This window comes from Pseudomonas sp. NPDC012596 (genome assembly GCF_042902325.1).
In the GTDB taxonomy this organism is placed as follows: domain Bacteria; phylum Pseudomonadota; class Gammaproteobacteria; order Pseudomonadales; family Pseudomonadaceae; genus Aquipseudomonas.
In genome coordinates this window covers 368122-381122 of sequence record NZ_JBIBEB010000001.1, presented here as the reverse complement: position 1 = coordinate 381122, position 13001 = coordinate 368122, and the positions used below count along the sequence as shown (strand labels likewise).

15 protein-coding genes are annotated in these 13001 nt (G+C 61.1%); all 15 read left to right on the top strand.

What is annotated here, in order from left to right:
• Positions 1-25: 25 nt before the first annotated feature.
• Positions 26-1090, top strand: coding sequence for a uroporphyrinogen decarboxylase (gene hemE, locus ACFY68_RS01665; protein ID WP_346614146.1), 1065 nt, complete (start codon positions 26-28; stop codon positions 1088-1090).
• Between the two features lie 114 nt (positions 1091-1204).
• A complete protein-coding gene (locus tag ACFY68_RS01660) occupies positions 1205-1552 on the top strand; it encodes a NirD/YgiW/YdeI family stress tolerance protein (RefSeq protein ID WP_387522805.1) in 348 nt (115 codons plus the stop codon).
• A gap of 127 nt (positions 1553-1679) precedes the next feature.
• Positions 1680-3149 (top strand): N-acetylglucosamine-binding protein GbpA, encoded by a 1470-nt coding sequence (gbpA, locus tag ACFY68_RS01655; RefSeq protein ID WP_387522804.1) that lies wholly within the window; start codon positions 1680-1682, stop codon positions 3147-3149.
• Positions 3150-3204: 55 nt separating this feature from the next.
• Complete coding sequence (locus ACFY68_RS01650; protein ID WP_387522802.1) at positions 3205-3717, top strand: cytochrome b/b6 domain-containing protein; 513 nt, start codon at positions 3205-3207, stop codon at positions 3715-3717.
• A 4-nt stretch (positions 3718-3721) separates the two neighbouring features.
• Complete coding sequence (locus tag ACFY68_RS01645; RefSeq protein WP_387522801.1) at positions 3722-4219, top strand: type II secretion system protein N; 498 nt, start codon at positions 3722-3724, stop codon at positions 4217-4219.
• Positions 4216-6057, top strand: coding sequence for a type II secretion system secretin GspD (gene gspD, locus ACFY68_RS01640; RefSeq protein ID WP_387522799.1), 1842 nt, complete (start codon positions 4216-4218; stop codon positions 6055-6057). The genes ACFY68_RS01645 and gspD overlap by 4 nt, the downstream gene beginning before the upstream one ends.
• Complete coding sequence (gene gspE / locus ACFY68_RS01635) at positions 6054-7517, top strand: type II secretion system ATPase GspE (protein ID WP_387522797.1); 1464 nt, start codon at positions 6054-6056, stop codon at positions 7515-7517. Before gspD ends, gspE begins: the two co-directional genes overlap by 4 nt.
• Before the next feature lie 2 nt (positions 7518-7519).
• Entirely contained in the window at positions 7520-8725 is a 1206-nt protein-coding gene (gene gspF / locus ACFY68_RS01630) for a type II secretion system inner membrane protein GspF (RefSeq protein WP_387522795.1), read from the top strand.
• A gap of 1 nt (position 8726) precedes the next feature.
• Positions 8727-9173: a type II secretion system major pseudopilin GspG gene (gspG, locus tag ACFY68_RS01625; RefSeq protein WP_387522794.1), complete on the top strand. Its 447-nt coding sequence runs from the start codon at positions 8727-8729 to the stop codon at positions 9171-9173.
• Positions 9170-9634: a type II secretion system minor pseudopilin GspH gene (gspH, locus tag ACFY68_RS01620; RefSeq protein WP_387522792.1), complete on the top strand. Its 465-nt coding sequence runs from the start codon at positions 9170-9172 to the stop codon at positions 9632-9634. The genes gspG and gspH overlap by 4 nt, the downstream gene beginning before the upstream one ends.
• Positions 9612-9995, top strand: coding sequence for a type II secretion system minor pseudopilin GspI (gene gspI / locus ACFY68_RS01615; RefSeq protein WP_387522790.1), 384 nt, complete (start codon positions 9612-9614; stop codon positions 9993-9995). Before gspH ends, gspI begins: the two co-directional genes overlap by 23 nt.
• Positions 9982-10569, top strand: coding sequence for a type II secretion system minor pseudopilin GspJ (gspJ, locus tag ACFY68_RS01610; protein ID WP_387522788.1), 588 nt, complete (start codon positions 9982-9984; stop codon positions 10567-10569). Before gspI ends, gspJ begins: the two co-directional genes overlap by 14 nt.
• Positions 10566-11423 (top strand): general secretion pathway protein GspK, encoded by an 858-nt coding sequence (locus tag ACFY68_RS01605; protein WP_387522786.1) that lies wholly within the window; start codon positions 10566-10568, stop codon positions 11421-11423. Before gspJ ends, ACFY68_RS01605 begins: the two co-directional genes overlap by 4 nt.
• Positions 11416-12528, top strand: a complete 1113-nt coding sequence (gene gspL / locus ACFY68_RS01600) for a type II secretion system protein GspL (RefSeq protein ID WP_387522784.1) — start codon at positions 11416-11418, stop codon at positions 12526-12528. Before ACFY68_RS01605 ends, gspL begins: the two co-directional genes overlap by 8 nt.
• The gene (gene gspM, locus ACFY68_RS01595) at positions 12525-12992 is read left to right on the top strand and encodes a type II secretion system protein GspM (RefSeq protein WP_387522782.1); all 468 of its coding nucleotides are present in this window, start codon (positions 12525-12527) and stop codon (positions 12990-12992) included. The genes gspL and gspM overlap by 4 nt, the downstream gene beginning before the upstream one ends.
• The last annotated feature ends 9 nt before the right edge of the window (positions 12993-13001 follow it).

The window sequence follows — 13001 nt, the reverse complement described above, 5'->3', positions numbered from 1 at the left end:
CTGCACTTTTTTGCCGGATGCCGACATGACTGCCCTGAAGAACGATCGTTTCCTGCGTGCACTGCTCAAGCAACCCGTAGACGTCACCCCGGTGTGGATGATGCGCCAGGCCGGCCGCTACCTGCCGGAATACCGCGCCAGCCGCGCCAAGGCCGGCGACTTCATGAGCCTGTGCATGAACCCGCAGTTCGCCTGCGAGGTCACCCTGCAGCCGCTGGACCGCTACCCGCTGGATGCGGCGATCCTGTTCTCGGACATCCTCACCATCCCCGACGCCATGGGCCTTGGCCTGTACTTCGAGACCGGCGAAGGCCCGCGTTTCAAGAAGGTCATCAGCACCCCGGCCGACATCGAGGCGCTGCAGGTACCTGATCCGCAGAAAGACCTCGGTTATGTAATGGACGCGGTCAGCACCATCCGTCGCGAGCTCAATGGCCGCGTGCCGCTGATCGGCTTCTCCGGCAGCCCTTGGACCCTGGCCACCTACATGGTCGAAGGCGGCTCGTCCAAGGACTTCCGCAAGACCAAGGCGATGGCCTACGACAACCCGCAAGCGCTGCATATGCTACTGGACAAGCTGGCCCAGTCGGTCACCAGCTACCTCAACGGCCAGATCCTTGCGGGTGCCCAGGCAGTGCAGATCTTCGACACCTGGGGTGGCAACCTGTCGGCGGCGGCTTACCAGGAGTTCTCCCTGGCCTACATGCGCAAGATCGTCAGCGGCCTGATCCGCGAGCACGAAGGGCGCAAGGTGCCGGTGATCCTCTTCACCAAGAACGGCGGCCTGTGGCTGGAAAGCATTGCCGAAGCCGGTGCCGACGCCCTGGGCCTGGACTGGACCTGCGAAATCGGCGACGCCCGCCGCCGTGTGGGTGACAAGGTGGCGCTGCAGGGCAACATGGACCCGACCGTGCTGTATGCCAAGCCAGAGGCCATCCGCCAGGAAGTCGCGCGTATCCTCGCCAGCTACGGCAAGGGCACCGGCCACGTGTTCAACCTGGGCCACGGCATTACCCCGGAAGTCGATCCGGAGCACGCTGGTGTGTTCATCAATGCTGTGCACGAACTGTCGGCGCAATACCATCAGTGATCTGATGTCCCAACAACGAACCGGCCTCTGTGCCGGTTTTTTATCGCGTTAAGCTTCAATTCAGCGATCGTCGCTAATCTGGTCCCATCGAAACCCAAACAGGACCCGATCATCATGAAAACTCGTTACCTTGCACTGATCCTTACCCCTTTCTTGAGCACCGCTGCCCTGGCCGCCGGCTACACCGGCCCGGGTGCCCAATCGGTCACCACGGTCGCCGCCGCCAACGACGCAGCCGATGACACCCCGGTGGTGCTGCAAGGCTTTGTGACCAAGAAGGTCAACAACGACGACAAGTACGAGTTCAAAGACAACACCGGCACCATCACCGTCGAGATCGACGATGAAGATTTGCCACCGACGCCGTTCAATGACAAGACCAAGGTCAAGCTGACCGGTGAAGTGGAAAAGCACCTGATGAGCCGGGAGGTTGATGTAGATATGGTGGAAATCGTCAATTGAATCAAATGGCCAATCTCCTGATTGGCCAGCTTTTTCCTACATCACGACCACGGACGCATCTTTAGGCTTGGGCGCGTTGTCGGGAGGCGCCACTCCTGACTGCCTAACCAAGCGTCTGGAGCGTCTGATGAACAATAGAACTGAGCTGCGAAAGCTCGTCGCCAGCAGTGTCTGGCTAGCCATTGCTGGGGCTGGCTTGCATGCCCAATTAGCCAATGCCCATGGCTATACCTCTGAACCACCTTCACGGGCATACGCCTGCCGACTGGGGTTGAACGCTAACTGTGGTCAACCTATGTACGAACCGCAATCGGTCGGCGAAGCGGAAAAAGGCTTTCCGCAAAGAGGCCCTGCTGATGGCAAGATTGCCAGTGGAGGCGTCAGGTCCGATTTCTCTCCCGTCGATGAGCAAGCCGCTGGCCGCTGGCATCTGACACCTGTTAAGGACCGGCAGATTTCCTTCGCTTGGTACTACGAAGTTGGGCACGTTACGACCAAGTGGGAATATTTCATCACCAAAACCGGTTGGAATCCCAATGCGGCTTTGAGTCGTGAGGCATTTGAGACAACCCCTTTCTGCACCGTCGATGGCCATGGTAAGCCCGCTCGAGGTGATGGCCAGCCTATGAAAGGGCCGGCTCTTGAGAAACACCAGTGCACGCTGCCGGCAGATCGTGCCGGGCACCACGTGATACTGGGGCTCTGGACCGTGGGTGACACCACAGCTGCTTTCCACGATGTCATGGATGTGGATATCCAGGCCGATGGGGGGCCTGCACCGGAATGGCCGCAGGTAGGCAGCATCACCCCAAATCGGGACCTTCAAGTCGGCGACAAGGTCAAGGCACGCGCCTTCGTGAATGCTTCCGAAAGCCCGCAATACAGCGTCAGCATTGACATCGAGAACGCCGAGGAAGCCCTCGCACCGAACTGGTCGTACAAGCTTGCCAAGCGTATCAGTGACACCCAGAGCCTGGTGCAGGCCGGCCAGATTGATGAAGAAGGCAACATCAAGCCCGTTCAGGGCGCCAACAACATTTATGCCAAACCCACGACCGGCATTACTGGCTACCAGCTGGATTTCGAAGGGGTGCCTGGCGATGACAGCTATATGCACCTGCATGGCCTGAAGCCCGACTACACCTTGACGGAAGGCAAAGCGACCCTGGACTTCAGCGTAATGACCAACCGCAAACTTCAGGTCACTACGCGTCTATTCGACGCTGCCAACCAGCAGGTTGGCTTTGTTCGCCAGGACGTGGATGCCACCACCAGCCCGATTGCTCTCCCGGTCGCGAGCGGAGCAGGCGAACATCTGCTCAAGGTCGTCGGTGTCAACAAAAGCGGGCGAGTACTGTTACAGGAAGAACGCTCGGTTCAGTTGAAAGCCGCCGGAGCAGATGGCTATGACTTCGAGTTCCCTCAATCGATCACCAGCTATAAAGCGGGCACTCGTGTACTGCAGGCCAAGACCGGTGAAGTCTTCGAGTGCAAACCGTTCCCGTACGAGGGCTGGTGCAAGAGCTATTCGACAAGTGCCACGCAGTATGAGCCTGGTGTAGGCAGCGACTGGCAAGACGCCTGGATCAAGCGCTGACGGAGTTGGGCCTGGCAGCCTGTCCTGGGCTGCCAGGCCCTATTGGGTATTTTCGATGCAAGAATACAAGTACTGCTGGCAGCAGGTCCTGTTGCACTGGGTCTCGGCCTTGGTAATTTGCTGGGCGTTGGTAACAGGTTTTTATGTTGCCTTTTTCGACGTAGAGCAGGAAACCGCTGATCTGGTGGGTTCCTTCAATGTCAGTCTGACTACGCTATTTATTCCGATTTTTCTGATGCGCTGGCTGGTTCGCCTTGTTAACGCGCGGCCGAGCCCTGTGCATGAACACCCTGCCGGTCAGCTCATTGCCCACGTGGTCCATGAAGGCTTGTACTGGGTGACCGCTGTGGTGCTGTTGTCCGGTGTACTGATGATGGACCGCCCTATAGACGTCTTCGCCTGGTTTGCCTTGGCACCTTTGTTAAGCGATCCGTTCTGGCTGGAGGCCTGGTTCACTTTGCATATCGCGGCCTGCGCAGTGCTGGCTTTAGGTGTGCTGCTGCACGTGGGTGCAGTGATTCTCCATGAGCTAAGCGGGCGGTGCATAGTTCGTCGGATGCTGCCTTGAACCGATGAATCATTCCCCAAACCTGGGCTGGGTCGCGATGCTGCTGATAGCGGTGGTCATCCTGGGCGTACGCGAAACTGCTCGCCCGGGTATCGACGAGCCAACCTTGCACGCAGGCGTGCAAACCCGTAGCCCAATGCCGGAGCAACCGATGCCTACTGCAGCGCTGTCGCTCGCGTTCGGATTCAGTGCGCCTGGTGAGCCTGCCTCCAGTCAGACCGGGCTCGTACTCAAGGCGTGCATGGTCCCCAGTCGTGGCGAGGCCCGTGCGCTGGTTGCAAGTGGCAACGGTGAGCGGGTCTATCGGATTGGCGACCGCCTGCCCGGCGGCAGTGTGTTACGCCGCATCGACGTGCGCTCGATTACGCTGTGGGTAGGTGGCCGTGAAGAAACCCTGCTGCTCTCCGCTGCCCACGCCACGCTCTTTCATCCCTCCGGCGGCACCGCCACATCCGGCCGTGCTGCTGCTGATTCACCCCGCCTGCTGCGGGAGGTGCAATGATTTCCAAAACCAACCTGCGCGCCGCTGTCTTCGGTGCTTGCCTGGTTCTGGCTGGCCCCATGGCATTAGCCGAACCCCCTACTTGGCAACTGGCGATGAACGACGCCGATGTACGAGATGTTGTGCGCGAGGTCGGGGCAATTCTTGACCAGACGATTGTGCTCGACCCCCGTGTTCAAGGCCGCATTACCGTGCTGTCCAATGAAGCGCACGACCGCGAAGGGATACGCCGGCTGTTCTACTCCGTGCTTAACGCGCAAGGCTTTGCCGCCGTCAACGAGGGGGATCGGTTGCTGGTGCTGCCAGCCAGTGAAGCCAAGGCGTGGGCTAATCAACAGGTCGATGAGATTCCTTCGGCGTTTACGACCCGGGTGTTTACCCTCTCTGGTAGCGTTGCCGCTGATCTGGCCGGGCTGCTGCGGCCACTGGTATCGAGCAACGGTTACATCGGCCCGTCCAGTTCAGCCAACGCCTTGGTGGTCACCGATTCGGCGGCCAACCTTGATCGCCTGCACGCCTTGGTCGCGCAACTCGACAGCGGCCAGCGACATGACTACGAATTGGTGACCCTGCGTACCGCACAGGCCACTGATGTGTTGCCGGTGGTTGAGGCGTCGGCCGGTGGCCCAGACAGTGGTGTTCGGGTGTTGCCCGACCCGCGCGGTAACCGCCTGCTTATTCTCGGCCCTGCCAAGTCCCGACAACGCCTGGCGCAGTTGACCCGAGACCTGGACGTGCCTGCACCTGCTTCATCACAAAACTGGCGGGTGGTGCGCCTGCAGCACGGCAATGCCGAGCAGTTGGCCGAGATGCTAGGCGAGGTAGGCAAGCGCCTGGATGGCAAGGCCGGTACCGAAACTCTGGACCAACCGCTTGCTGCAGGGGCGATGATCAAGGCCGACGTCAGCCAAAACGCCCTGGTGCTTTTGGGTGAGCCTCAGACCTTGAGCAGCGTGGTACAGATAATTGAGCAGCTGGACCAGCCCCGCGCCCAGGTACTGATACATGCGGCAATCGTCGAAGTCAGTGGCGACATCAACGAAGCCCTGGGATTGCAGTGGGGGATCAATACCGGAAGCTTGAAAGGCGGGGTGACATTTCCTGAGAGCGGTGCTTTCTGGGAGAACCTGCTGGGCCCGGAAAAAGCACTGCCCAGTGGCGCGGCGCTGGCGATTGGCTCCGACCGTTTTGGCCTGTTGGTCTCTGCGTTGGCCAGCAATAGCCGTAGCAATTTGCTCTCCACCCCAAGCCTGTTGACGCTCGACAACCAAGAGGCGCACATCCTGGTAGGGCAGAACGTGCCATTCCGGACAGGCTCCTACACCACATCTGGCAGCGGTGCGGACAACCCGTTCACGACGGTCGAACGCAAAGATATCGGTATCAGCCTGAAGGTGCGCCCTCACATTAACGAAGGCCGCAGCCTGCGCCTTGAAGTTGAGCAGGAAAGCTCCGAACTGGCGCCAAGTGTGGTCGAGGACGACCTGATCACCAACAAGCGAACCCTCAAGAGCACCATTCTGGCTGCCGACGGCGAGATCATCGTGATCGGCGGTTTGATCAAGGACAGCGTGCGCACCGAACAGCGGGGCGTCCCGCTGCTCAGCCGCATACCGTGGGTCGGTGGTTTGTTTCGTTGGACCCGGGACACCCAGGAAAAGACCAACCTGATGGTTTTTCTGCGGCCAACCATTCTGCGTGACCAGGCCGATCTGATTGAAGCCGGGCGCCGTGCTTATGATGACGTGCGCACCGCTGACCCGTCGAACGTCCCCCAGGACCCCCAGCAGCTGTTCGAGGGTCGGCGCTTGCCAAATGCGCAAGGGGCCGGCTCTTGAAAACGCTATTGCCGTTTCACTTCGCCCGGCGTCACGGCATCCTCCTGGACCAGCAGGCGGCGCAGGCTAGCTTGCTGATGCGGGACAATGCATCGCTGGAGGCACTCTCCGAGGCTACGCGCTTGGTCGGTAGGCACTGGCCTCTGAAGATGGTGGATGAAGGCGAGTTCGCCAAACGCCTCGCCGTTTGTTACGGCAGCGCCCAGGACGCAGCGCAGACGGTGATTCAAGGCCTTGATCAGCAGATCGACCTGTCCAGCTTGGCCGAAGCCTTGCCGCAGACCAGCGACTTGCTCGACCAACAGGACGATGCGCCAATCATCCGCTTGCTTAACGCATTGCTCAGCGAGGCTGTGAGGTCGCGAGCGTCGGACATTCATTTGGAAACCTTTGAACAGCAATTGCGGGTTCGCATGCGTATTGATGGGGTTATGCGTGAAGTGTTGACGCCGCCAAGGGCGTTGGCCGCTTTATTGGTGTCACGAATCAAAGTCATGGCGCGCCTGGATATTGCCGAAAAGCGCGTGCCGCAGGATGGCCGTATCGGCCTGCGCCTGGCAGGCCATGAAGTAGATGTACGGGTCTCGACGCTGCCGGCCGCCCATGGCGAGCGTGTGGTCCTGCGTTTGCTGGACAAACAGGCCGTGCGTCTTGATGTGGAACATATGCAGATGCAGGCTTCGGTGCGCAGCGGCTTCATGGGCATGCTGGAAAAACCCCATGGCATTTTCCTGGTTACCGGGCCGACAGGCTCAGGCAAGACGACCACGCTGTACACGGCGCTTTCGGTGCTCAACCAAGAGTCGCGTAACATCCTTACGGTCGAAGACCCGATCGAATATCACCTGCCCGGCATCGGCCAGACCCAGGTCAACCCCAAGGTCGAGATGTCCTTTTCTCGTGGTTTGCGGGCCATCCTCCGTCAGGATCCGGATGTGGTGATGGTGGGCGAGATCCGGGATCGTGAAACTGCCGATATCGCCGTGCAGGCATCGCTGACGGGGCATCTGGTGCTCTCGACCCTGCACACCAACAGCGCCCTGGGCGCCATCTCGCGGTTGGCTGACATGGGCGTCGACACCTGCCTGCTAGCGTCATCCCTGGCCGGGGTCATGGCCCAGCGGTTGGTGCGAGTGCTGTGCCCGCATTGCAAAGCGGCCTACACAGTGGATGACGGCACAGCGAGCGCCTTGGGTAACCCTCACGCACTACCGAGGCAGCTCTACAAGGCTGTGGGGTGTGACGAGTGCCAGATGGGCTACAGCGGTCGAGTGGCCCTGCATGAAATGGTTGTGGTCAACCCAGCGTTGGCTCAGGCCATCCATGTCGGCGCTTCGCAGGCGCAAATGCGTGAGCTGATAAGTCTCGACACTCCAAGCCTTTTCCAGCATGGCGTCCAGCGGGTGTGCCAAGGCCAGACCAGTGTCGAAGAACTGCTGCGTGTGACGGGCCAGGATTGAGCATGACTGTTTTCCGTTACCAGGCCCAGAGTGCCAGCGGCGTTCGCCAGCGCGGCACGCTGGAGGCCGCCAATGCGCGTCAGGCGAGGCAGCAATTGCGCGAGCAGGGCCTGCAGGTGTTGATGATCGAGCTTCAGCGGCAAACGCCCTTTGCAGCAGCACGACGTGTCTACGGTTTGAGCCTCGCGCGTCGTTGCCTGTTGACCCGGCAACTGGCGACTTTGCTTCAGGCCGGTATGCCGCTGACCGAGGCTCTGCACGCTGTGGCGGTGCAGAAGAACCAACGTCAGGTCAGGCAGGTGATGCTGGGAGTAGCCGAGCGGGTAGCCGAAGGCAATACCCTGGCCGATGCACTGGCACGTTACCCATTGGCATTCCCGGTCGTGTATCGCGCGACTGTAGCGGCGGCCGAGCGTTCGGGAGACCTGGCGGGTGTGCTCGAACGGCTGGCCAGTCATGGTGAAAACCAGCAGGCCCTGCGCCAGAAGGTGCAGTTGGCGATGGTCTATCCATTGATCTTGATGACCGTTTCGCTACTGGTCGTAGGTTTTCTGCTCGGTTATGTGGTGCCAGACGTGGTGCAGGCATTTGCCCGCGACCATGCCCAGTTGCCACTGGCGACTCAGGTACTGATCGCACTCAGCGATGCGACCGGCCGCTATGGCGTGCTGGCCCTGTTGCTGCTTCTGCTGCTGGTTGCCGCGATTGCCCTGGGGCTTCGTGCGCCGGCCAGAAGAAGGCATTGGCATGCGGTTGCGTTGCGTTTGCCGGGCTTTGCCGAACTGGTGCGCACCAGTGACGCCGCGCGTTTTGTCAGCACCTTGGCGATCCTCGGCAGAAGCGGGGTGGTGCTGGTCGAGGCGATGGGCATCGGCGCAGGCGTGGTCAGCAACCTGGTGTTGCGCGAACGTTTGCAGGTAGCCGTCGGTGAAGTCGCCGAGGGCGCGACCTTGGCCAGCAGCCTGGCGCGCAGCGAGGCATTGCCTGCGCTGATGTTGCACATGATTGCCAGCGGCGAGCGGGCAGGGGAGCTTGAAAACATGCTCGAACGCGCCGCCGACCTGCAGGAAAAACAACTCGCCGGGCGGATCTCGCTGCTGGTGAGCCTGTGCGAACCACTGATGCTGCTGGTAATGGGTGGCATCGTGCTGTTCATCGTGCTGGCCATCCTGCTCCCCATTCTCAACCTCAATCAACTGGTTAACTGATATGTCCTTCGGCACTGCACGGCGCTTGCAACGCGGCTTCACGCTTATCGAAATCATGGTTGTGGTCATCATACTGGGCGTGCTGGGTGCGCTGGTGCTACCGAACGTGATGAGCCGCCCCGACCACGCCAAACTAACGGCCGCCCGCACCGACATACAATCCATTTCCACTGCACTGGAAATTTATCGCCTGGATAACGGGCGATATCCGACTACCGCCCAAGGCCTTGAAGCGCTAGTCAAGCGGCCGACCGTGGCCCCGCTGCCGCGCCAGTGGAATAACCAGGGCTACCTGAAGAGCGCAGCTTCCGACCCCTGGGGCTTGCCCTATCAGTATGCCAACCCCGGCACGCGTTCAGGCCAGGGCTTCGACCTGTTCTCACTGGGGGCCGATAGCCAGCCAGGTGGTGAAGACGCGGACGCGGATATCGGAAATTGGGCCGAATGACCCCACGACACTCGCGGGGCTTCACCCTCCTGGAACTGTTGCTGGTGATGCTGCTGGCAGGCATTGCCTTGGGCATGGCGGGGCTGGTGGGTGGCGGTGATCGACAGCGGTTGGCGTATCGGGAAGCCGGCTTGCTCATGCAGTTGGTACAGCATGCCAGGCAACAAGCAGTGCTAGAGGCAATAGAGTATGGGCTTCGTGTCGATACCAACGGCTATCAATTGATGATGCGTTCGGGCCAGCACTGGGCGGCGGCGGGCCAGCGGCGTGCGCTCGAGCTGGACCTGCAATTGGAAATCGACGGGTTGGCGGTACCCGTCCACGGGCAAGGCAGCGGTGCGCAACTGGTATTTGCCAGCAACGATGAGTACACACCTTTTTCGTTGTATTTCCATGATGCCGGCGTTCGCCTGGCCTCCATTACGAGCGACGGCCTCAATGACCCCTGGCTCGAGCGCTGAGCGCGGGTTCACCCTGCTGGAGGTGTTGGTGGCGTTGTCAGTTTTCGCTGTGCTGGCTGCGGCGGTGACCTCGGCCAGTCAGCATGTCCTGGCGCAGTCGCAAGGCGTTCGGGACCGGTTATTTGCAAGTTGGATCGCCGATAATCACTTAACCGAACTGCGCTTGCTGGCCCCCCCGCCCACAGGGCGCCGCACGCTGGAGATAAGTTTCGATCAACGCATCTGGGTTGTAACTGAATCCAGGCGGCGTCTTGCAGATCACCGCCTCGTCGAAGTAAACGTGCGTGTAGGCCTGGCTGCTGATCGCCAGCCACTGCACCAGGCCACTGGTTGGCTGGAGGCAGCGGATGCCGCGCAGTGACTCTGCCAAACGTGGCGAGCGGGGTTTTACCCTGCTGGAACTGCTGCTGGCGCTGGCCATCTTTGCTCTGCTGGCAACAGGTAGCAGCCTGGTGCTGAATGCGTTGGTGCGAGCCGACGATGTGCGTCAGCTGCAGGCCGACGAGTTGCAGGCGTTGGGGCGGGCAATGAGCGTAATGCAGCGTGATGCCCTGCAGAGCTACTGGCCAACACCGAAGAGCAAGCGAGCAGGCTTTGGTGTGACGCTGGAAAAACAGCGGGTAGGCTGGCTATTGGGTGCGGAGCGCGACAGTCAGCCGCTGCCACGCAGTGATCTGAGAGTTGTCGAGTATTGGCTCGCGGACGGTGTGCTGTGGCGTCAGCGTCGCACGCTCGAGCAAGGCCAGGGACGGCCTCAGCGCCTGCTCGAAGGTGTCGTCGAATTGCGTTGGCGGCTGCATGTTCCCGGCGTCGGGTGGCGGTCCAGCTGGCCGACGGGTCAAGCAAACCCTCCGCAAGCGCTGGAAATAACACTGTCGACCGAGCGCTTGCAGGCAATACGCCGGGTGCTGCCGCTGGCGGGGAGCAGCCTGTGAGGAGCGCTCGGCAGCAAGGCGTGGCGCTGATCACGGTGTTACTGGTAATGACCCTGTTGACCCTTATGGTCAGCGGCATGTTGCGCAGCCATCAGGGCCTGATGGGGGGCATACGGCAGCAAATCGAGGCTTCGCGCCTGCTGCAGCTCGCTTATGCCGGCGAGCGTCACGCCCTGGGCGAACTCAGACAGCAGAGTGACGCCTTGCTGCAAGTGACCCATGGCGGCCAGCCGTGGGCGCGCAGCCGTGCGCTGGCTTTGCATGAGGGGCGCGTACAGCTGCGCCTGGAAGATCTCTCGGGCCGGTTCAACCTGGCTGCGTTGACTGCGCGAAAAACCCTCGACCCGGTGTTGCTCAAGCGCTGGCAGCGCCTATGCCGTTCACTGCAGATCGAGCCGCCAGCGCTGGATGCATTGGCTGGCCAGCCACTGCTTGACCCTACCCAGTTGCGGGCCCTGCCAGGTTTCAGCGCTGAATCGATGGCACGTTTGCTGCCATGGGTCGTGGCGCTACCGCCCAGCGCCGCGCTGAACATAAACACAGCCCCAGCACGAATGCTCGGGCTGCTCGAGGGGGTGGATCCGTCGGTTGCACAGCGTCTGGTAGAGGCGCGGCCAGAGGAGGGCTACGCCAACGTCCAGAGCTTTTTGGCTCTCCCTCAACTTGACAGCCTTGGCATCCAAAGCCATGGCCTGACCACGACGAGCCGGTGGTTTCGGCTGGAGGTGCAGGCAGCGCTGGGAAGCAGGCTTATGTACCTCTACAGCGATATGGAAATCGACCCGAACACCCACCAGGTCCGCGTGGTTCGTCGTGTTTTTTCTGCACAGCCGGAGCTCAAGCCAGATGAGTGAAGTTTTTCTGTTTCTCCTCGCTGAGGGCATGGCCACAGCTGATACACCGTGGCCAGTACTGATCCGCACGGCTCAGGGCCTGGAGTACCGAACGAACCTTGGCAACCTGCCGCCTGAACTGGCAGGTACAGCAGTGGTGGCGATACTGCCGATGGAAATGGTCGGGAGCTGCGTGATCGGGCCAGTACCGGGCAGGCGCCCCAGGCGCGAGTCGCTGGCTTATGCCGCAGAGGAGCAGTTGGCGACTGCGTTGGAAACTTCTCATCTGGCGTTCGGGGCCACCGATGAGAAGGGGTGCCGAAGGGTGATCACTATCGAGCTAGAGGTATATCGGCAGATGATCTCGCTGCTGCAAACGCAGGGCATCGACCCCGTTGCCGTGCATGTTGACGCCGATCTGCTGGGAGGCGATGAGGTGTGCGCACTTTGGTTCGAGGGCAGATGGCTGCTCGGTGGCTACAGCGGCGCGCGTCTTGCTGTCAGCACCCAAGCAGCTCAGGTGCTGGCGCACCATCTGCCCAGCATGCCGTGGATGGCTGAGGCGCAGGAGGTGGCAGCGCCTTTGTACAATCGGCAAATCAACAGTGCCCTCGATACCTTGGTGCAAGGGCGTGCGGGTGCTATCGATCTGCGCCAGGGCGATTTTCGTCGGCGTCGCAATGGGCCGTCATGGCATAGGCTGGCTGGCGCTCTGGTGCTGGTTTTCCTGATGGTCAGCCTTGCCGACTACCTGCGTGCCGAGTGGCTCCTTCAGCGCACGTCGCAACAGCATGCGGAAAACATAATGGCATTTGAGCGTTGGGCTCCCGGTCAGCCTTCGGGGCCTGACCTGGCTGCTCGAGTGAGTGCGCTCGAACATCGCCCAAAGCCATCGACTTCAGTGGAGCGGCTGGCATCGTTTGCCGAGCAACTGGTCGAAGCCGGCAATGTCACCCTTGAGCGGGCAGAGTCGAGCCCTGGGCAAGGCTGGCGCATCGAAGTTGCTGCGCAGGGTTTCAGCGACCTTGAGCGGATGCGCGATCGCCTTCCCGGCGTAGGTATGGATCATGCCCGGCAAGCTGAGCAAGGTGTACGGGCAACGCTTTCGTGGCAGGAGGCTGAATGAAACGTTGGGCGGATCACGCGTTGGCGCGCCAATGGCAGCAGGTGCCTGCTGGCCGGAAGGCGTTATTGAAGGCCGCATTGTGGGGCCTGGCCTTGGTCTTGGTATGGCAACTCGCCTGGCTACCGGCCCAGGCACGCCTACAGGAGGCCGAGCGCAAGCTGACGCGAGAGCATGAGATAGGGGTGCTGCTGCAACGTGTCACCCGAGCGCCGGTACGCGTGGGTGGCGTGGCTCGGCGGACTACGCCTGCCAGCTTGAGTGAGAGTGCCCGGCTGGTGGGGATATCCGTCACCGGGCTGCAGACCCGGGCCGGGCAAGTGGACATAAGCCTGCAGGGGCCGCCAGCAGCTGTGCTCAGCTGGCTGCACAGCCTTGAACAAGAAGTGGAGCAGTTGAGCAACATCCAGCTGCAAAGAGAAGGTGAAGCGCTTCAAGCCCGTTTCGTGATGGAGTTGCCCGATTGATATCCCCCT

Bases quoted from the DNA above. Each gene is read 5' to 3' on its own strand.
- hemE (WP_346614146.1), top strand. From the start codon at position 26: ATGACTGCCCTGAAGAACGATCGTTTCCTGCGTGCACTGCTCAAGCAA.
- ACFY68_RS01660 (WP_387522805.1), top strand. From the start codon at position 1,205: ATGAAAACTCGTTACCTTGCACTGATCCTTACCCCTTTCTTGAGCACC.
- gbpA (WP_387522804.1), top strand. From the start codon at position 1,680: ATGAACAATAGAACTGAGCTGCGAAAGCTCGTCGCCAGCAGTGTCTGG.
- ACFY68_RS01650 (WP_387522802.1), top strand. From the start codon at position 3,205: ATGCAAGAATACAAGTACTGCTGGCAGCAGGTCCTGTTGCACTGGGTC.
- ACFY68_RS01645 (WP_387522801.1), top strand. From the start codon at position 3,722: ATGAATCATTCCCCAAACCTGGGCTGGGTCGCGATGCTGCTGATAGCG.
- gspD (WP_387522799.1), top strand. From the start codon at position 4,216: ATGATTTCCAAAACCAACCTGCGCGCCGCTGTCTTCGGTGCTTGCCTG.
- gspF (WP_387522795.1), top strand. From the start codon at position 7,520: ATGACTGTTTTCCGTTACCAGGCCCAGAGTGCCAGCGGCGTTCGCCAG.
- gspG (WP_387522794.1), top strand. From the start codon at position 8,727: ATGTCCTTCGGCACTGCACGGCGCTTGCAACGCGGCTTCACGCTTATC.
- gspH (WP_387522792.1), top strand. From the start codon at position 9,170: ATGACCCCACGACACTCGCGGGGCTTCACCCTCCTGGAACTGTTGCTG.
- gspI (WP_387522790.1), top strand. From the start codon at position 9,612: ATGACCCCTGGCTCGAGCGCTGAGCGCGGGTTCACCCTGCTGGAGGTG.
- gspJ (WP_387522788.1), top strand. From the start codon at position 9,982: ATGCCGCGCAGTGACTCTGCCAAACGTGGCGAGCGGGGTTTTACCCTG.
- gspL (WP_387522784.1), top strand. From the start codon at position 11,416: ATGAGTGAAGTTTTTCTGTTTCTCCTCGCTGAGGGCATGGCCACAGCT.
- gspM (WP_387522782.1), top strand. From the start codon at position 12,525: ATGAAACGTTGGGCGGATCACGCGTTGGCGCGCCAATGGCAGCAGGTG.